The organism is Rhizobium sp. CB3171 (assembly GCF_029714265.1).
GTDB lineage: Bacteria > Pseudomonadota > Alphaproteobacteria > Rhizobiales > Rhizobiaceae > Rhizobium.
Window position 1 is genome coordinate 481,367 of the sequence record NZ_CP121653.1, and the last position, 18,915, is coordinate 500,281.

Below are 18,915 nucleotides of genomic sequence, written 5' to 3' on the forward strand. Positions count from 1 at the left end.
CTGAAAAGGAATTCCCCGTGCTCTCGCGCGCTCAAAAGTTCGGTCCAGTTCCTGCAATGGCCGCCATCGCCATCTTCGCGTTGATGGCACTTCCTCGTGCCGCCTTTGCTCTCGATTGCCAACATGCGACGCAGTTGCTCGACAAAGTCATTTGCGGCGACGGCGATTTGAAGACGGCAGACGCGAAAATGGCGAAGGCCTATTTCGATCTCTTAAAGTCGACAAAGGACAAGGAGGTTCACGACCTGATCATCCTCAGTCAGCGCCGTTGGATAGAGGCCCGCTACCACCAGGATATAACCGATCCGCCTACCAGTCCTGCGCCGGACCCTGACGATCTCGACCGTCAGAAATCCATTCTCCTTGGTGAAATACATGACCGCACCCGAGTGCTATCGGCCACTCCTTCGAGACTGGAGTTGACCATAAGGGAAGAGCGAGTGTTCATTTCCAGATTTTCTGGTGGTCCCTTCTCTGGATTTCGCACCGGATGCTTTTTTGCTCCCAGAGGTTTCGGCGACGGCGCATATGTCTGTACGGGCACGCTAATCACGCAGAACAACAATCGGGTTTGCACAACGACCCTCGACTGGGCAAGCAGCCATTCGACAGAGTACCGGACGGTTTCTGAGGTCGTGGACGGCAAAACAAAGCTGATCGCGGGATGCTCGACGGGTTATGCTTCAACAAACGAGAGCTGCCCTGATGAGGCGGATCAAGGAAGCGACACTCATTCTATAGGGTGGAGTTTTCACCTAAGCCCAAAGGAATCGACTTTCGATCTGGATGGGCAAGATGGGCCGAGTCTCAAACTCGACCCGGATTTCCCATTTGACGACACATCGCAGGGATGGATGGTTCAATGCTTGACCGATCCGAACTTTCCCCCACGATCCTTGGAGAGCCCTGCTTCTCGAAATCAGTAAGAGCCGAGTAATTTCGTCAGCCTGCTAAACGGAGGCATAAGAGGCGTCGTCGGGGACCGGACCAAGTTGCCGCGTGAGACGCGATGACCAACTTGGTGAACCCTCAATTCGTCCGGAACAAAGTCGGCCAGTCGCCGAGTTCGCTGCCACCGCAAATTCGTTGGTAGGAAACCCCCGAGAGCTGAAATTCGGTACCGTTCCAGACCCATTCCGCAGTCAGGCCACAGTCGCCAACTAAACGCCCCCTGCCGGACATCAGCAATGTTCCGGTGTTCGTATCGAAGTCGGGTTCCGTCAGTAGCCTCGTTTCAGTGTCGCCCTCGCCAAGGGGAAGTTTTGTCTCAAAGGGTAGGGGAGCACCATCCCCTTTCCGTGGCACGATGAATGCAAGTGACGATCCTTGATAGGCGCCCATGATGCAGGGAACGAAGACAAGGGCACGGTCCGCGTTAAGAGGATAAGCTTCTGCATCGAGGTCGCCGCTTGATGCGTTAGCTTCACATTCTTCGCTCTCGAAAAGAGCCTTGTTGGAACCCTTTGCCTGTGCGATCAGGCGCTCTCCTTCCCCATCCGATAAACTGACATCGATCTTGTGGCGATTGACGACCGGCAAGGACGGCACAGCCGGGATGTTCGAGGCAGGGATAACCCCGGTCTTGACCAGCGCGGTGACACCGCCGACGCGACCCTGGCGATCATCCATGTGCAGAAGAGCGGCGACCATGCCGTCAAGTGGAATGACCACTTTATCGTCGCCGACCTCGATCTCGGCAGCGTTGCGCAACTCTGAAAGAAGTTCCTTCACCGCCGCGGGATCCTTGGTCGAGATTGTTGTCAGGTCTTCGTCCCGGCTCAACGTCCAGGACGGCCCGAGATGCAAAGATTTACCGTCGGCACGGAAATCGCTGAGGCCGACCGGAAATGGTACGTTCATCGTAGCCTTGGTCGTGGCATCGGGACCGGCGGCGCGGATGAAGCGCAGGTCAGGACTGCTGATTTTCCCGTTCGCGAAACCTTTGGCTTCACACGTCAGTCCGTTGTCGCAGGCGACCAGCCAGGATTTGTAATGGTCGTAGGACGGGTTCGCCGCGCTTGCTGTGCCGGCGAGTGCGATACTGACGAGGAAAACCGCCGCGGTCTGCTTGAAACGATGTTGCATTCGCTGCTCCCCCCTCGCTGACATACGCCCACTCCTCGGTTCAAGCGTGCGTGCGGCGATCGCCGCTCCAAACTCTGAAGACGCCCTATGCCGGGCTTCGTGCTATCGGTGCCTCATCGCTCCGATATCGCTAACGCCGTGGTGGGTTCGATGAGGTCAGCGCTATTTCCCGTTCGATAATGGCCTCCGCGGCGCCCCATGCCCTTGTGGCGACGGTCGGATCGTGAAACGCGCGAGCATCGATCGTGGCGCCATCCAATAGTATCAAGAGGATCGAGGCGACGCGTGTCGCGACATGTTCCGGTAAAAGGGTTTTCAACATGTCGCCCATCCACGCCGTCATGGTTTTCTTGTATTGAATGGCGACATTGGAAATATTTGGATAGTCGGTGCCAAACTCAGCAAGGGCACGCTCGAACAGGCAGCCGGAAAATTCCGGGGTGTCGAACCATGCCTCATGCCATGCAAAAATGGCTCTCAACTGCTCCCTTGCCGAAGCCGTGGGTTCGACGTAGGCGCGAAGACTGGCCATGATGTCCTGGTAACGGCGATCGAGGACGGCGCTGATCAGATCATCCTTGCCGGGAAAATGGTTGTAAAGCGTCATGCGGGCGACGCCGGCTTCAGCCAAAATCCGGTCGACTCCGACCGGATGAAAGCCGTGCCTTGAAAACAAGTCGGTCGCGACCGCGATAAGCTGCTCTTTTTTCGGGCTCATTGATGCCTCAAGTTGAACCCCATCCCGGAATAGGCCATCAGACTTCTTTGTCCAAACTTTTATTTATGGACTTTCTATACTGATCGTTCTATCTGTTCTAGCAACCATTCCGGCTTGGCTACTCAACTTAATGCTGCATATTTTCGAAAACTGCGGCTAAAGGCAAAGTTCAATGGCGCAAAATTCCATTTTGATGTTCAATTTTTCGACGCTCGACTTTCCTGAAAGAGATCGGTTTCACGCTTGGGTCTGCGACAATCCCTGCGATTGCATATTGCGGAGCGATGCTTCCATCGCCTTCGATGCCGAAGCCACCGGCGCTGCTCTCGGCCCTCTTATCCTATCCGGTAGACGGTGGCTCAATCACACCCGGTTTTCCATCCACGAAACCAATCGAGCCGAGCGCCGTATCCGAACAGATGGTCATGATTTCTTTCGGTTCATTTTAATGGTGAGTGGCCGATATTTGTGTCGATGGAGCACTGCCCAACCCGTAAAAGCGGCGGGGGATCTGTTCGTCCTTGACGCCGCTCAGGTGAACGAAGGCCTGGTCGAGGCAGGCGACGTGATCTCTTTGGTGGTGCCGAGAGATCTGCTGCCGAGCCAAACCGCGCTTTTGCACGGGCAGACGCTGGCGGGTGGCGTAGGTCGTCTTCTTGGCGACCATCTGCTTTCGCTGCTGCGAAACCTTGCAAGCCTTACCGAGCATGAAATTCCCTATGTCGTTCAATCGACCCTGCAGCTTCTGACCGCCGCGGTCTCCCCGACGCCGGATGCGTTGGTCGAGGCGTGCAGTCCGATCCGACACGGGCTGCGTGAGCGGGTCCTACGCTACATCGATATGCATTTGCTGGACGTCGATCTCACGCCTGATCGGATTTGCCGGGACGCCGGTCTGTCGCGGGCAAAACTCTACCAATTGTTCGAGGGCAGCGGCGGCATCATGCGGCAAATACAGCGCAGGAGACTACGCCGTGCTTACCAAGTGCTGGCAGATCCCAGCCGGCCGCATCCGCATATCGCCGAAATCGCCTGGAGGCATGGCTTCTCGAACGAAAAATACTTCTACCGTCTATTCAAGACCGAATTCGGTCACACGCCTGGGGAGACGCTGGAGAATATGCGTGCCGGCTCCGTGCTGAAACAGGCCGCTCCTCCTCATCATCAAGAATATCTCAATCGACCTTCGGGCTGGACATTGCCGTTCGGTGTACCTGGCAATTAGAGATAGCCGGTAACGCATTTCATAATGTGTCTGATCTACCTAGAGCTATTCTCTGATTGGCAACCGCTAACCCATTTGCGGGTTGTTCCAGTTCATTCACATTGACGCACCAAAGGCTTAGGTGCGGGATTCGCTTGAAAATGGACACCGAGCCATCGTAGTGACAGTAGTACGTATCTAATCAAGTTGTAGGAGCAAAAGCAACCGGTGCCTCCGTTGCGAAATCTGAGCTTTCGGAAGCGAGGACGCTAAAACAACGATAGGGAACGCAAGAAGGCAACCTTGGGAACGCAGGCCGATTGTACCCCAACCAGCATCCGATCTGGGTCCGCGAGATAATCGAAACGCAAACGTTGCGGAGACCAGTTGTAGGGCCGCATATCCTTGCCGTTGCCGACAAGAAGGAGACCATGGAAATACCAGCGGTCGGCGTCCTTGAAGCCAGAACGATTTGTGTAGAAAGACAGCCCTCGTAACGCCGCAAAGGAGGATATCGATTTTTCATCCCCGTGTATTGCGATACAAAATGGCTCACCGCTGCTGAGATATAGAGCCTGCGCGGTGGCTGCGGGAACGGCGGCCAAGGACCACATCGCGACAACAGGGGGGCAGGACAAGAGCAGTTCAAAATCCTGCGCCAAGAACGAACGGACAGTGAACGCCCTTCAAATCGCGGCCCTCCTCTTGAGCAATCTATTCTGATGTGGCATTCAACCAAAGATGATCGACCGCACCAACAGCAGTTTCGGCATTTGGTGGCGCTCCTTTTAGGAGCGGCAGTTGTCATCTATTGAATTTGACCATTTGCCGCCGTGAGCTGGCAAAGTATGGTCGAAGTCTCCCCATCTTCCGGTCACGGTGGCTCCCCATAAGGAGGGTTCCGTGACTAAATTTTCGCTTGCTTCAATTCTCAAGCCGCTCGCTGAAGGCCATGACATATCCGCTGATCAAGCGGAATCGATGATGCGTTCCTTCATATTGGGGGACTTCTCGCCCGTTGAACTTGGCTGCATCATGATGGGTATGCGCCTGAAAGGAGAGACGCCAGAAGAACTTGAAGGAATGGTTCGTGCGTACCGCGCAGCGTCGATAACCGTTGCAACATCGCCGGACCTCGACGTTGTGGACGTCTGCGGCACAGGTGGAGATGGGCCAAGCGCGGGCGTTTTCAACATATCGACCACCTCGATGTTTGTTGCCGCCGGCGCTGGTGTTCCGATGACAAAGCACGGCACCAGCGCAGTTTCCAGTCAATCTGGCAGTTCCGACGTACTAGAGGCGCTTGGAGGGAGGAATCTCCGTAATCCGAGACAAGTCTCCGAGTGCCTTGACGCTATAGGGCTGGCGTTCATGCATGGTCCCTCCTTTAACCAAGGAATGAAGAACGTCATCCAGAGCCGGAGAGAGGCGGGGATCCGTTCTTTCTTCAATCTCCTTGGCCCAATGTCGAATCCCGCCAACCCTCGACGGCAGGTTATTGGGATCTATGACCGACGATACACGAATGTCGTAGCAGAGACGTTAGGCCGTCTCGGAGCGGTGCATGTTATGGCCGTATCGGCCCACAACGGCTTGGACGAGATATCCACCGAAGGTCTCACCCAGATCAGCGAATTCAAAAACGGGAAGGTTACCACAATGCAATTCGATCCCGCCCCCTTTGGTTTCAGCAAGATTGACTGGGATGAATTGCATGGAGGAGATCCGGCATTTAACGCCTCGAAGATGATTCGAATTCTTAACGGCCAGATTTCTGGTTGCGCACGGGAAATTGTTGCTCTCAATGCCGCTGCGGCCATCATCGTCGGTGGGTTAGCCTCGTCTTTTGAAGAAGGATTGGCTATGGCTGACCAAAGCATCGATAGCGGTAGGGCGCTTGAGAAGCTGGACGACTATAGGCGGTGGACCAGTCGCGAAGATCAGGTCGTAGCGAACATCATGCCGCCCGAAGAAGACGGCCGGGAAGCCGCAATGGTCTGAAGCCTTCCGGCATCTGCTGTCCGGCGTCCCAGGAATAGATGCCGGTTAGATTTATGTGTTCCCAACTCAGTGGGGACACACGTTTGAGGATCGGGAATGCTCCGGCCCTGTTGGCGCAGATGAGCAGTGGCACGCTGAGGTAGACGGTATTCCAGTGGCCGATGGAAATTGGTATCTCTAAATGCTCCCAAGGGATACTCCGCTGCGGTGTGTTGGTCCCGGTGTTGAGCACATAATATGTTTTCGGTCCTGCAAGGGCTTCTATGAGATATCAATGACGGACTACCGTCGACAGTTCGATTCTCATCAAGGCGATCATTTGCCCTAAGCAACAGGAAGATCGCAGCGGACGCTGACAAGGACCATAGATCATTCACTTAACCGGCCCGTCGAGCAGATCCCAGGGATACCTGCGGGTACCATTTAACCTATTTCGCCTTGCTTGTGGCTATTCAATCTCAAGCGTATGCCCTCCCTTGGCAAACTCCGCCTTTATATCATCTAATATCGCTTGCTTTTCTGCAGCCGAAATCGGCAAGGCTTGGTCAGGTGGATCCCAGAAATCGATGGTGTCTGAAAAGACCGCAAAGCCAAGCTTGTCGTGTCCTGGAAAGAACATTTCCCCCTGCACCGTTGCAATGCGGTCCAAAATGTTCACCTTGATATGGCCTCGTGATACATCAAGGATCATGGCTTACCTCGCGTAAAGATGACCTTACTAGCGCCCGTCGCAGGGTCAATAGTAATGATCTGCGTAACTTTAGGATTGTTCATCAAGGCGGGGAGCTCGGCGGTTTCCCAGACGTTACCCGGCCGAAGGCTTGAGCCAATGACCGCGCGAACTGTTCCCGAGGCACCGGCAGCATACAGCGCGGAAATATTCTGCCACGCTTGGACAACCGCAGGGTTTGAGGCGTCCCATGCTGGCATCTGGACGCCATTTCTGCCCAATTAACGTCTCAAGTGTCGTACCGCCGTTCTCCAGGGCAATTTGGGCGGCGACATCTTGACCGCCAACACTGCCAGTTCGACCTGACCAGAAGAACGCAGTGTTCGGTTGCGTCGCAACCGGATTGTTTGCGGCCGTAGAACCCAAACCACTTGTCGTTTGGCAGTTAAACGTGAGAATGCGGTCGTTGTGGTAGCTTTTGGCAGTTAATTTGAGATTCTAAGCATGCCTTTCTCGTTGACCATTCTGGGGTAATCCTGAATTAGCCCCCGAAAGGCCCGGACATGCTCCACCACTTAGCTAAGTGGGTAGGAGTAATGTTGGTAATATGACTAGCAGCAATTTTAAGATGGAAGTCCTCTCCGGGCCGGAACGTCGGCGGCGTTGGAGCACGGCAGAGAAGCTCGCGATCATCCACGAAACCTATGAGGCGGACGCGACGGTGAGCATCGTCGCGCGTCGACACGGTATCCAGCCGAACCAGTTGTTTGCGTGGCGCAAGCTGGCGTCCCAAGGGGCACTGACGGCGACGGCCGCCGAGGAGGAGGTCGTTCCGGCTTCCGAATACCGGGCGCTTCAGGCCCAGGTGAAGGAGTTGCAACGCCTGTTGGGCAAGAAGACGATGGAGAGCGAAATCCTGAAGGAAGCCCTCGAAATCGCCGGTGGCCCAAAAAACATCTGTTGCGCTCGCTCTCTTCCGAGGGGATTTTGGAATGAAGACCGTCTGCGAAACTTTGGGTGTCGCCCGCTCGAATATCGCCGCGCGCGCCGCAGGCTCCCTTCCAAAGCCAGAGGACGCCCGCCACTACCTGATCGTGAGCTGCTGGAGGACATCAAGGCCGTCATCGCCGATACGCCTACCTACGGCTATCGGCGTGTCCATGCCATCCTGCGTCGGAATGCCCGGAAACTGGGGCGTTCGTGGCCCAATGCCAAGCGTGTCTACCGGGTGATGAAGCTGCACAATCTGCTGCTGGTGCGTCATACCGGAGCGGTCAATGATCGCCTTCACGACGGCCGGGTCGCCGTCGAGCGTTCAAACATCAGATGGTGCTCCGACGGCTTCGAGATCGGCTGCGACAACAAGGAGAAGGTGCGCGTCGCCTTCGCCCTCGACTGCTGCGACCGCGAGGCAATCGCCCATGTCGCCACCACCGAGGGCATCAAGAGCGAAGACGTGCAGGACCTCGTGATCACCGCTGTCGAGAACCGCTTCGGCCGCATCAACATGCTATCCGAGCCCATCGAATGGCTCACCGACAACGGCTCCTGCTTCATCGCCAGGGACACGGCATCCTTGCTCCGCGACATCGGCATGGAACCTTGCACGACACCGGTGCGAAGCCCGCAATCGAACGGCATGGCCGAGGCGTTCGTCAAAACCTTCAAGCGCGACTACGTCTCGGTGAATCCAACCCCCGACGCTGAAACCGTCATCGCTCAACTGCCGTTCTGGTTCGAGCATTACAACAATCTTCACCCGCACAGTGCTTTAGGATATCAATCGCCGCGCGAGTTCATCAGCTCGCAATCTCAAACCTGAGCATGTCCGGTCTTTTGGGGGCAACTCCAAATCCGCTGTAAAGATTGCGATACTGGTCACTGTCATCTGCTTAAGCTAGGCGGTTTTTCAGTATGCCAAATATCAAATTAACTGCCAAAACACGAGCACCAATCTCAAATTAGCTGCTCAATCTCAGATAAAGTGCCGAGCTATCTCATTGAAATTATTGCGGCCAGAGTCTCGCAATTGACTGCCAAACGACATAAGTATGCAAATTAAGATCTGAAAAATGCGTAGAGGTTCTTATGTTGGGTTTCTTCGAGAAAAAGGTCTGGCCTCCTAACAAGCAGAACCCGCCTTGGGGAAGTGCTTCGTCCATCTATAACCATATCGCTGCACATCTCGTCCCGGCAAGGCCGACAGGATTGTCGGACGAGGGCTATCGGCTTCCCGATGAACCGGCGAGTAATCCAAATAAAATTTCATTCGCACCGGGGGCCATGGACGGAGTGATGAGCCACCACGGCGCTTCCAACAGGGAAGATCATATCGTCTCGGAACTATATGCGGCGTTGAAGGGGGCTATCGAAAACGCATCGGAAAGCAACATTAAAGCCTTGTATTTACTGATCAACGACGGTTCGGCTCTCGGCGTCATCGATGCGCTTATCGAAAGAATTAGGTCCGAAAGGGATTTGGACGCTGGCCGGCTGTATGAGATTGTGCATTGGTTTACGACGCACGCCGCTCACAGAGAGCCGGTGAAATTCTCAATGGCATTGCTCGGGCTGCTCCGGGGAAATGATGATGCGGAGATTTTCCTGACGCTCGGCCGACATGACGAGTTCACGCTTTATGCCGCAGTCGCCATCTCCGGTAACGACAGCTACGGCGAAAGAGCGCTTTGGAAGTTGGCCAAGACCGTTGAGGGATGGGGGCGAATTCACACGGTCGAGCGGCTTGCAGGCGCAACTGACCCGGAAATCAAGAACTGGCTAATTCGTGAAGGCTATAGAAATGCTGTGATGTATGAATATCTGGCCTGTATTTGCGCCAGAGCCGGTGACCTGCACATTGCGCTTCGGGCGGATCGAATAGATCACGAATTGCTCAATTCTGCCGTCGAAATCGTCGATACCATGATAGTCGGCGACGGTGGGCCAGCTGAAGGTTTATCTGACTACGAGCACGGTTGCGCGGTCATTCGCGCACTTTTGGCGCACGGAAAAGGTACCTTTGTTTCCGTTTCGCACTACTCCTTTCTTTCTCGCCTTCGAGATTGGCTTGATGAGCATCAGTCCAGTGAAAGGAAACTTCAGCACGATTGGTCTGCCGACGCTGTTGATCGCATATCCGCAAGTCTCTCCTACATGCTAGCCAAGGATCACTGGAAGCGGGAGATATCGAACGCTCTGGAGTTTGGAGACAGGCAACAGTTTTGGGATGCAAGCAGGGTATGCCAGAAGTTTGGCATCGATCCATTTCCTTATTTCTATGGCCGAACGGAAGCGGGCGAGGAGTATTGGTGGGATTTGATGCGCAGCTCAGGCCCGGAACGCATTGATCAAGTGCTGGAGCTTGGCTTGAAATGCATTCCACTCGGTAAAATTGCGACAGGCCCGAGAAACGAAATGGGCCTCGGCCCTGGATACTCAGCGCATTCCGCTTTGGACTTCATTTTACAGGACCTTGAGAAATTTCCTGGGAAAGGCTGGACCTTTATTGCTGCGGGTCTGCAAAGCCCGGTAGTGAGAAACCGCAATATGTCAATTCGCGCCATATCCGGGTGGGATCGAAAAAACTGGCCGCAGGAAGCCCTGGCTGCTTTAAAACGGCTGAAGGAAATTGAACCTAACGGTGACATACGAAATCGGATCGAAGACTTGTTAGCGAGAAAAGAGATTTATTAGACTTCACAAAGTACCAGCAAAACCAATATCTTCGTACCTGAACCAGAACTCGACCCTCCGGGCTCTCCTTTGAGGGAGGGTGCTTGCCAGACGACGACAGTGGGATCGGAAGTAGTCGTTGAGATGGGCTAGCGCTCTACGGCGGCTAGTTCATCCTCGACGGCCAAAACCGGACCGCCGGACAGCGTTGGCCAATCGGTCGGTTCGGCTAGGCCAAGTTCTTTGCTCGCTTACGAAGCGAGCACATAGGGATTTCTTAACAAGGGGTCGTTGGTTCATATCCCTTCAACAAGGCGAGTACTTTGGGCCGCGCCATTCGTGCTTCAGGAGTTCGGCGTGTGGGGCGGCGACCGCTTTCCGGTCGAACTTCGTGCTGATATGTAATCGAAGTCGAAACGGACGTCCCGCAAGTTTTTCTCGGAAGTGCGGTCGATATTTTTTCATCCAGGCGTATCCATTGCGTCACCGGCCCCGTGGGCGAGGACTATCGTGATCTCGGCGTTCTGGGGGCCGGTGGCGAGGAAATTACGGGGCATTCAAGATTCTCCTGGTTCGGACATCTGTGTCAGTTGCGCAGAATAAATGCCGCCGCTTCCCGTACGGCTGGAGATCTATCGAATTCTACCTGTCGCGCATATTGCCGGCCGACATCTGCCGGCAGCGAGTTCCGACCTATGCAATCCAAGACGACGCGTCTTACCTGCGGCGATCGATCCATAATTGCTCTTTCAGCGACAACCGTTGGTGAAACCGAACAAACAAGCACTCTTCCGCTGCAGGTCGGAGTCCATCGTTTGAGATTGTAGCGTTTGTCTATCCAATCCCAACGAAAACCGGAGCGCCATCTTGCCATCCGGTCGATGAGTGCTTCGGCTGCGATCGCCCGTACCATCGGATTCACCGATTGGGTGGAGATGTCCTCCAGATGGGCATCAAGCAAGGGCGTGCGCAGCGCGTGGCGAAACGTCGACGGTGTCGGGCCCGTTGTTTGCTGGATCATCAGCTTCGCGAGTTCGGCTGCTATGTCCGGCCGGGCGTAGAGGTCATCGATCATAGATCGTTCCAGCTCATCCCATCGCTCCCAACCATGTTGCCGTTTGAGCAGATCCAATGCAGCGCGAGCGATGATATCGGGTTGTGTGAGAGGAAACACGCGCTGTGCACAGAAGAATGCCGCTGTACGAACTGGTCCGACCCAATCATTCATTCGCCACATGACGGCGGCGACAAGAAAGGGAGATTGTAGGCCACCCGTAATTTTGTCGAGCGAGGCCTCGCGCACGTAGCCATCGGAATGGAATATGTAAATGAACTCAAGGCCCGGCGTTTGCTCGAGGAGTTTCAAGGCAGCGTGCGGTTTCGGCAGGCTGAGCCAGAAAGGACCGGGGAGAGCGGCATAAAGGTTGGCGTCGCGCCGGATCTGAAGCGACGCGGCACCGATCGGCGCCGGGGGAATCGCCTTGAATTGCTGGAGGATTGCCCCGATCTGGGTTTCCAGTTCAACTCCCTCATGCAACGATTTGAGAAGGTCACGGGTCTCGAGCGACAGAACCTCGCGATTCCTATTCATCGGTTATTTCCTGGTTCGAGCCGTCGAATACGCGCGATGCCTTGAGCAGCGAAACGCAGTAGAAAAAGAGTGAGGCCAGCCATTGCAGGTTTCATATCTTCTTGAATATCAGGTTGTGGAACCAACTCGCAATTGTCCGCAATTGGATGGATGCGCCTTTGAATGACGCTACATCGCTAAGCAGATGCTTTAACTCAGCCGCTTTCCAAGCATGATGCATTCAAGGGAAGGCAAACTCTGTTGCCTTCCCCGACGCTTACCCGCGCTTTTTGCGCCAGGGTGCGTTCTTCTGCCAATCGCCGGCCATCATGCTGCCGTAGGGGATCACTTCGTCGACCACTTCGGCAAGACCGTAGTGGTCGATCTGCGCCCGCACATTGGCAGCACTCTTGTAGGCGCTCGGCAGTTCCGATGCATCGGCAAAGCCGGAAAAGAACCGCACGTCGAGCCCGCTTGTTTCCTTCTCCAGGATAGCCGCGATATTATTCGGGCTGAGACCTCGCGAGTCCGCCCCATACTCTGCCGACAACTGCTTCATATGTGCGCTACGCGAAACGTTGCGGCCGGCGCCATGTGGCGAAAAGCCAAGACCATGAGCAGCATTTGATCCGCGAACGATCAGCACCGGTTCCGCCATGTTGAGCGGAATGATGGTCAGATCGGTCGCATCGTGTGCCCAGTTGTCAAAGGCAGGCGTCGCTCCCTTCCCATGATAGAACAGCCCGTCCGACTTCCGGAAAACGAAGTTATGTTCGTTCCAGAAGCGGTCCGCCACCTTGGCCGAGAGCTTTTCGGCCGCCATGTCGTGAAGGACATAGTGGTTTTCCTTCGTCCACTGGCGGATCGTCTGCAACGCCGACCAGTAGAGGTCGCCTTCCTCGGTGTCCGCAGGGATCCAGGCATTCTCCTTATGGGTCTCAGGCGAGAGCCGCTCACGAAAGCGATTTGCGATCTTCATGCCCTTGTCGTAGAGCCGCGCGCCCGGTGCTCGCGATCCATGATGGGTAACGAGTGCCGTTTCGCCGGTCGACTTCATCGTGCCGACATAGGCGAAATGATTGCCGTCGCCCTGGGTCGCGAAGTGCTCGATGGCGGCGCTTAGCACGCCGTCGCGCAGATAGGGGTTCTGCTCGAAAGCCGAAAGCGTCGCGTCTGAAGGCCTAAGCTGAGCTCCGCGTGGCCGGCCGCCAGGCCCGAAATGCGTCACGGCGTTCACGGCATCCAGGAGTGACTTTGGATCCACGCCAGGAAAGATCGAGATCGCCATCGAGCAGCAGATATCAGCCGAATGCATGCCGGGATGGATCGCTTCGGAAGCGACCACGCCGCCGACCGGGATCGTGCCGATCGGACCGGCCGGGCAGGCATCCGGCATGATCGCTGCGGCACGAACGACCGGTGTGCGAACCAGCGCGCGCATCGTCGCGTTGACCTTCTCAACATTGTCCTGTTCGAATGCATTTTCGGCACGAATATTGGAATAGATCTCGATATCATTATCCGCCCTCAAAGCGAGCGTCGGGCCGGGTTCAAAGGCCCGTGCCGCTTCCAGCGCATCCGCCATCGAGCCGCCCTTGCTCAAAACCGCGTTGGCCGCGTCGAGAGCCGGGCGAAACCATTTTCCCTGGCTCATGCCGGCATCGATCAAATCCTGTCCGCTCATTACCGTTATCATTGTTGTTTCTGCGTCTGCAGTCCTTCTGTTAAGTTGCTTCTCTTCACACCCTTTTTGGATGACGAACTTGTGGGAGACCCTGATGGTGCTCGCGCTTGGTTCGTGCCAGATACACTTCAAGAGGCGTGCCAGTTTGAGGAACTGGGCGCGAAAATCGTGGCGATTTCTCCTATCCGATTGTTTTTATGGATGAAAAAGTTTCAACTTCGTCCAAGAAATCTCTGGTTGCGGAAACCTCTAACTCTAGAATATTATTCTGTCGTATAGATTGTTATAATTTTGGATAATAAATGAAGCGCCGCGTCGTCATCAGCATATTGGGAACCACTTTGGATGCGGGCAAATGGGAAAATCGCTGGAGCCGCTGGCGGCCAAGTGTCGCGCTCTGCCAGCAACCTGGCCTCTTCATCGACCGCCTGGAGCTGATCCACGACAATCACGCACAACCGCTGTGTCATCGCATCGTTGGTGACATTGGCACCGTTTCGCCGGCGACTGAGGTGCGAAGCAACCTCATCAACTTCCGGGATCCCTGGGACTTTTCGGAGGTTTATACGTACCTCAGAGACTTTGCCCGCAGTTTTAGCTTTGACCCAGACACGGAAGACTATCTCGTCAACATAACCACCGGCACCCATGTGGCGCAGATCTGCTGGTTCCTGCTGACCGAAGCTCGCATCATTCCTGGGCAGCTATTGCAGCTCTCGCCGCCGCGTGACCGCGAGCCGGAACAGAATTTTGCTGGCACGCATCGGATCATTGACCTCGATCTTTCCCGCTATGACGAGATCGCCAAACGCTTTGCCTCCGAGCGCGAAGACGCGGCATCGTTCCTGAAATCGGGGATTTCGACCCGCAATGCCGCCTTCAACCGGATGATCGACGAGATCGAGAGAGTGGTGATCCGCTCGACGGCTCCCGTTCTTCTGACTGGACCAACCGGTGCCGGCAAATCGCAGCTCGCCCGCCGGATCTACGAGCTGAAGAAAAGCCAACGCAAAATCAGCGGTTCATTTATCGAGGTCAACTGCGCGACCCTGCGAGGTGATCAGGCCATGTCCACGCTGTTCGGTCATGTGAAGGGCGCGTTTACCGGCGCCGCCGGCGAGCGTGCGGGCTTGCTCAAGTCGGCTGATAAAGGTGTGCTGTTCCTTGATGAGATCGGCGAACTTGGCCTCGATGAGCAGGCCATGTGTCTTCGGGCGATCGAGGAGAAGAGATTTCTACCCGTAGGCGCCGACCGGGAGACGTCTGCGGACTTCCAACTGCTTGTGGGGACCAATCGCGATCTCGGCGAGGACGTCCGCAAAGGAAGGTTCCGCGAAGATCTTTACGCCCGTCTGAATCTCTGGACTTTCCAGTTGCCGGCCTTGTGTGAGCGAAAGGAAGATATAGAGCCCAATCTCGACTTCGAACTCAGGCGATATCTGGAGCGTGAGGGTGAAAACATCACCTTCAACAAGGAAGCGCGAGAACGTTACCTTGCCTTTGCGACCGGCCCGCAAGCCGTCTGGAGTGCCAACTTCCGCGACCTGTCGGCGTCGGTGACCCGCATGGCAACGCTTGCGCCGCACGGGCGTATCACGACCGACGTTGTTGATGACGAAGTTCGGCGACTGAAGGCTTTTTGGCGCACCTCAAGCAATGAGGACGCAGCCGATGCTATCATCGTGGAACTGCTGGGCGCTGAAGCTGCCGTCCGCCTTGACCGCTTTGATGCGACGCAACTCGCCACTGTCCTTCTCACCTGCCGGGAGCACGGCACGGCAAGTGCTGCCGGCAGAGCCTTGTTTGAAAACTCGCGGCTGGAGAAGAAGAGCAGCAATGACGCCGATCGCCTGACAAAATATCTTGGCCGCTTCGACCTGAAATTCGAGGACGTCAAAAGACGAGGATAGCGGTTAGCCGAGACTTAGTTGTTCTGGAAGACCTCGCCAAAAGCGACATCCGCATCGGCTTGCAATCCGCGCGTCAGGGCGTCTTGAACATCAACCGCTCGCGAAGGATGAATTCGTTTTTCGCGATTGCAAGGTCCACATATTGCTTGGCTTCAACCAGCTTAAGCATTCGCGACAGTCAAACTGCTCGGAAAGCCAAGCAGTTTTTCAAATGAGGCAGCTAGGACCGTGGTGTCTCGGCGGCTCCAAGTGTAATTAAATCTTCATGGTAGATCTCAAGGCACTCACCGGTAGACTCTGAGAAAATCCAGAAATCCGTGGAAGCCAGCGTTGGATGTTCGTCAAAAAAAGATACCATGTCACATAAAATCTTTAGATCCCCAGTAATCAAAACAGCATCTTCGTGTTCAAACCACAAAGAGTATTTGCCAGATAACCGATGCCTAGTTCGCATTTCGGTGAGGCAAGCAATAATGTCTCTCCCTTTTTCCACTTTATATTGAGAAATATAATTGGACTTTGTCCAATCTATTCCAGAAATTGCCCAGGCGAACCTACCATTTAAAAATTTATTAAAAATGGCAAGAGAACTCTCCCCTACGATGATCGTGAACTCTCCAGGGGGCAATTTGAAGCCGTATACTTCGATGCTTTGTGATGTCACTGGTAAAAATTTCCGTCAGCAAACCGGACTATGTCGTCAACTGTTCCAGGAAACTCTACTGAAGTCTTAACTGCGTTTGCAACTTTGCCAACTTGAGTATTGATGTGGGCTCCTTTAACAGGGTCCCAATCTACTCGCATCCTTATTCGCGCACTTTATCCCTGAAGGTATGGATAATTTCTCATATCCTGAGATTTGATTTCAAGAAGCGATATGGCTCCGCTGAAGCTCAACACCATAAACCTCAAGCAACGAGTTCCAGTATTCCATCAATCTTTTCTTGCTACCCGGCGAGCCGTTAGTCGGCGGCATGTAACGAACAAGCTTTGAAAGGTCCTCGGGATACCCGAGATCGGCATACAATTCCTCTACAGCCCCAAGAGGATCTAGGAGGGAGTCCTTTTGCTTCCAAAGCCATAGTAAAAGGAGGTATTTCCAAACTTTTTCGGCATCTCCAGCATCATCTTCGTCTTTTGTCAGGCTGCATATCAGATCACTTACTTCGTAGTATTCGCTCTCATCAAGAGAAGCCAAACTATAGTGATCGGCAGAAGAGTTAACGGTTAGCTTCTCTAGGGCGAATTCAACGACGTCTCGTTGTTTCAGATAGCCGAGCTCCAGCCCATGAAACAATTCGCTCCAGTAAAGCCAGGGCGCCTCACGATAGCAAAACGTTCCCGTTATTGACAATCTCATGACATATCCGTTTCAGTTACTTGGGCAGCTTCGACGGTATCTGATTTGGCTGCCCGGTGATCTTGCCATCTGGAATGAATCTCTGATGCGTCAGCTGTCCATTTGCATCCACGATCTGACCTGCCACTGAACTTTCATCCAGCTGTGACTAAGTCCAGCGGTTGCAAGTAGGCCCGATACGCATGCAACGTTACCGCTTTTTCTCCCAAGTTGCCTGATTGATCTGTGAGCGGCTTTCCATGGACGCGTAAAGGGAGTTTCTTACGATTGGCCAAGCCAGACGTGAGGGGCAAGGCTGCTAGCTGAACGAGGTTAAGGCGAGGATCGCCTCGGAAAGTCAGCGGCCGGGTAACCGTGAACAGGATCGCAATGGGCTGAAGCCGAACTATCTGTCGTCCTGGCTAACGATGGCGCGGCAGGGTAAGCTGATTTTGCCTGAATAATTCCGTTGAATTCGCGGCGATGGTCATCGAGATGTCTTTGGTGGGCCACCAGTCGTCATGCAGACCTCCCGTTGGAAGCGCTTCGCCCCTCCACGCAGATGTCGCCGGCACGTGACGCCAGAAAGAAGTTACTGAGCGTCAAGTGGTTCATAGGCGCGATCCTCGCGCCACAATTCAAACTAAGTGCTGCCGAAGACGGACGAACTCCTCCAGGCAGCATGCTTGCCGAACTTGCTGCGCCTATGTGAGAGAAGCTGGCAATGGCCGAGCCATCGCCAGCAGGTGCTTGCCGGACACCCCAAGGACACCTGGCAAGTGGGGAATACGGTGAGCAGCTCAGTTCTTGGCGCCCAAAAGTGATTTCAGATCAGTCGCGAAGTTTGCTACCAGATCGGCAACCGGGGACTGTCCGGCCTCAATGAGGCGCTTGGCCACCATGTAGACACGCGGGTCGTTCATCGCATCGACAGCGAGGAGTTGGTCGCCGAGATAATACCAGAACGAAATTCCGTTTGACGCCCCGGCTCTGGTCACAATGCTATCGTATCCGCTCGAAAGGCCTGCAATCTGGAGCTTGACGTCGAATTGGTCAGACCAGAACCAGGGTTTGGCCTGGTATCCCGACGACAAGCCCATTATCGTCCTGGCCACGGCCTCGGCCTGATCGATCGCATTTCCGACACTTTCAAGACGGATACGTTCTGCCCGCCACGGAAACGACGCGCAATCTCCAGCGGCCAGAATGGCCGGATCGGACGTCCGGCAATGGACGTCCACGGCAATCCCGTTGTCCACCTCCAAGCCGGCCTGTTCAGCCAATTCGACATTCGGGTGGACGCCTATTCCAACGATGACGAAGTCGACCGGCACGACGGATCCGTCGGCAAGCTCTGCCACTTTGATCCGGCCGTTGTCACCACGAAGGATCTTGAGGCCGACACCTTCTATAAGTTTGACACCGTGTCCTGCATGCAGTGCTCGGAAGTAGTTTGATGTCTCAGGACTCGCAACGCGTTGCAGGATGCGCGGCGTCGCTTCGATCAGTGTCACGTTCAGCCCCAGCTTGGCGGAGACTGCCGCAGCTTCGAGACCGATGTATCCACCCCCGACGACCAAGACCTGCTGACCGTTCCTGAAACGATGGGACATCGAGTTGATGTCGGCGAGGTTGCGCACGTAACATACGCCATCGAGGTCGCCACCCATTTGCGCCGGCAGCCGCCGTGGCCGGGCGCCGGTCGCCAGCACAAGCCGTTCGTAGCCAAGCCGCAAGCCGTCGGAAAGCATGATCTCGTGCGCCGACCGGTCGATGCGCTGGACGTCGGTCGAGAGTTTGAGATCAATCCCGCGTTCCTCGTAGAAGTTGAGAGGGCGCAGGTAGAGCCTTTCTTCCGTGGTCTCGCCGAGAAGGTAGCCCTTGGACAAAGGAGGCCGCTGATATGGTGGATGGGATTCGTTTCCGATCAGCGTGATCGGCCCGGGGTGCCCAAGCTCACGGAGCTTGGCGCAGACGGAAAAACCCGCCTGGCCAGCGCCTACCACCACGATGCGGGCGGTCTCTTCAACCCGATCGTCAACCATGGTTCTCTCCTTCTTGT

15 protein-coding genes and 1 pseudogene are annotated in these 18,915 nt (G+C 55.1%); 6 read left to right on the forward strand and 10 right to left on the reverse strand.

Features of this window, described 5'->3' with window-relative positions; all coding sequences use genetic code 11:
* Positions 1-17: 17 nt before the first annotated feature.
* Complete coding sequence (locus QA648_RS21500) at positions 18-926, forward strand: hypothetical protein (protein ID WP_283053549.1); 909 nt, start codon at positions 18-20, stop codon at positions 924-926.
* 103 nt (positions 927-1,029) lie between these two features.
* Here QA648_RS21500 and QA648_RS21505 read toward each other — a convergent pair whose 3' ends face one another.
* Positions 1,030-2,085, reverse strand: a complete 1,056-nt coding sequence (locus QA648_RS21505; protein ID WP_283053551.1) for a DUF1176 domain-containing protein — start codon at positions 2,083-2,085, stop codon at positions 1,030-1,032.
* A 130-nt stretch (positions 2,086-2,215) separates the two neighbouring features.
* Complete coding sequence (locus QA648_RS21510; RefSeq protein ID WP_283053553.1) at positions 2,216-2,803, reverse strand: TetR/AcrR family transcriptional regulator; 588 nt, start codon at positions 2,801-2,803, stop codon at positions 2,216-2,218.
* Positions 2,804-2,996: 193 nt separating this feature from the next.
* Between QA648_RS21510 and QA648_RS21515 the strand changes: the two genes are divergently transcribed.
* A complete protein-coding gene (locus QA648_RS21515) occupies positions 2,997-4,028 on the forward strand; it encodes an AraC family transcriptional regulator (protein WP_283054338.1) in 1,032 nt (343 codons plus the stop codon).
* Positions 4,029-4,276: 248 nt separating this feature from the next.
* Here the strand turns inward: QA648_RS21515 and QA648_RS21520 are convergent, their stop codons facing one another.
* Entirely contained in the window at positions 4,277-4,612 is a 336-nt protein-coding gene (locus QA648_RS21520) for a hypothetical protein (RefSeq protein ID WP_283053555.1), read from the reverse strand.
* Between the two features lie 298 nt (positions 4,613-4,910).
* Between QA648_RS21520 and trpD the strand changes: the two genes are divergently transcribed.
* Positions 4,911-6,008, forward strand: a complete 1,098-nt coding sequence (gene trpD, locus QA648_RS21525; RefSeq protein WP_283053557.1) for an anthranilate phosphoribosyltransferase — start codon at positions 4,911-4,913, stop codon at positions 6,006-6,008.
* Here trpD and QA648_RS21530 read toward each other — a convergent pair.
* Positions 5,965-6,189: pseudogene (locus QA648_RS21530) on the reverse strand (Tn3 family transposase); the annotation flags it as partial. The gene trpD and the pseudogene QA648_RS21530 overlap by 44 nt on opposite strands.
* A gap of 267 nt (positions 6,190-6,456) precedes the next feature.
* Positions 6,457-6,699, reverse strand: coding sequence for an Imm74 family immunity protein (locus QA648_RS21535; protein WP_283053559.1), 243 nt, complete (start codon positions 6,697-6,699; stop codon positions 6,457-6,459).
* A gap of 607 nt (positions 6,700-7,306) precedes the next feature.
* On the opposite strand from QA648_RS21535, the gene QA648_RS21540 reads away from it, so the two are divergent.
* A complete protein-coding gene (locus QA648_RS21540; RefSeq protein WP_283054340.1) occupies positions 7,307-8,500 on the forward strand; it encodes an IS3 family transposase in 1,194 nt (397 codons plus the stop codon).
* A gap of 266 nt (positions 8,501-8,766) precedes the next feature.
* Positions 8,767-10,371: a hypothetical protein gene (locus QA648_RS21545; protein ID WP_283053560.1), complete on the forward strand. Its 1,605-nt coding sequence runs from the start codon at positions 8,767-8,769 to the stop codon at positions 10,369-10,371.
* Between the two features lie 565 nt (positions 10,372-10,936).
* On the opposite strand, the gene QA648_RS21550 is transcribed toward QA648_RS21545, so the two are convergent.
* Positions 10,937-11,716, reverse strand: coding sequence for a hypothetical protein (locus QA648_RS21550; RefSeq protein ID WP_283053562.1), 780 nt, complete (start codon positions 11,714-11,716; stop codon positions 10,937-10,939).
* 481 nt (positions 11,717-12,197) lie between these two features.
* Positions 12,198-13,604, reverse strand: coding sequence for an RtcB family protein (locus QA648_RS21555; protein WP_283053564.1), 1,407 nt, complete (start codon positions 13,602-13,604; stop codon positions 12,198-12,200).
* Positions 13,605-13,906: 302 nt separating this feature from the next.
* On the opposite strand from QA648_RS21555, the gene rtcR reads away from it, so the two are divergent.
* Positions 13,907-15,514 carry an RNA repair transcriptional activator RtcR gene (rtcR, locus tag QA648_RS21560; protein WP_283053565.1) on the forward strand — a complete coding sequence of 536 codons (1,608 nt, stop codon included), beginning with the start codon at positions 13,907-13,909 and terminating at the stop codon, positions 15,512-15,514.
* A gap of 220 nt (positions 15,515-15,734) precedes the next feature.
* On the opposite strand, the gene QA648_RS21565 is transcribed toward rtcR, so the two are convergent.
* The 3 genes from QA648_RS21565 to QA648_RS21575 form a co-directional block, all read right to left on the reverse strand.
* The gene (locus tag QA648_RS21565) at positions 15,735-16,178 is read right to left on the reverse strand and encodes a hypothetical protein (protein ID WP_283053566.1); all 444 of its coding nucleotides are present in this window, start codon (positions 16,176-16,178) and stop codon (positions 15,735-15,737) included.
* 201 nt (positions 16,179-16,379) lie between these two features.
* Complete coding sequence (locus QA648_RS21570) at positions 16,380-16,874, reverse strand: DUF2247 family protein (protein WP_283053568.1); 495 nt, start codon at positions 16,872-16,874, stop codon at positions 16,380-16,382.
* 779 nt (positions 16,875-17,653) lie between these two features.
* Positions 17,654-18,898 (reverse strand): FAD-dependent oxidoreductase, encoded by a 1,245-nt coding sequence (locus QA648_RS21575; protein WP_283053569.1) that lies wholly within the window; start codon positions 18,896-18,898, stop codon positions 17,654-17,656.
* Between the last annotated feature and the right edge of the window lie 17 nt (positions 18,899-18,915).

Excerpts from the sequence above, each read along its gene's own strand:
- QA648_RS21555 (WP_283053564.1), bottom strand. The coding sequence starts at position 13,604 with ATGAGCGGACAGGATTTGATCGATGCCGGCATGAGCCAGGGAAAATGG.
- QA648_RS21570 (WP_283053568.1), bottom strand. The coding sequence starts at position 16,874 with ATGAGATTGTCAATAACGGGAACGTTTTGCTATCGTGAGGCGCCCTGG.
- QA648_RS21575 (WP_283053569.1), bottom strand. The coding sequence starts at position 18,898 with ATGGTTGACGATCGGGTTGAAGAGACCGCCCGCATCGTGGTGGTAGGC.
- QA648_RS21535 (WP_283053559.1), bottom strand. The coding sequence starts at position 6,699 with ATGATCCTTGATGTATCACGAGGCCATATCAAGGTGAACATTTTGGAC.
- rtcR (WP_283053565.1), top strand. The coding sequence starts at position 13,907 with ATGAAGCGCCGCGTCGTCATCAGCATATTGGGAACCACTTTGGATGCG.
- QA648_RS21505 (WP_283053551.1), bottom strand. The coding sequence starts at position 2,085 with ATGCAACATCGTTTCAAGCAGACCGCGGCGGTTTTCCTCGTCAGTATC.
- QA648_RS21515 (WP_283054338.1), top strand. The coding sequence starts at position 2,997 with ATGTTCAATTTTTCGACGCTCGACTTTCCTGAAAGAGATCGGTTTCAC.
- QA648_RS21540 (WP_283054340.1), top strand. The coding sequence starts at position 7,307 with ATGGAAGTCCTCTCCGGGCCGGAACGTCGGCGGCGTTGGAGCACGGCA.
- QA648_RS21545 (WP_283053560.1), top strand. The coding sequence starts at position 8,767 with ATGTTGGGTTTCTTCGAGAAAAAGGTCTGGCCTCCTAACAAGCAGAAC.
- QA648_RS21510 (WP_283053553.1), bottom strand. The coding sequence starts at position 2,803 with ATGAGCCCGAAAAAAGAGCAGCTTATCGCGGTCGCGACCGACTTGTTT.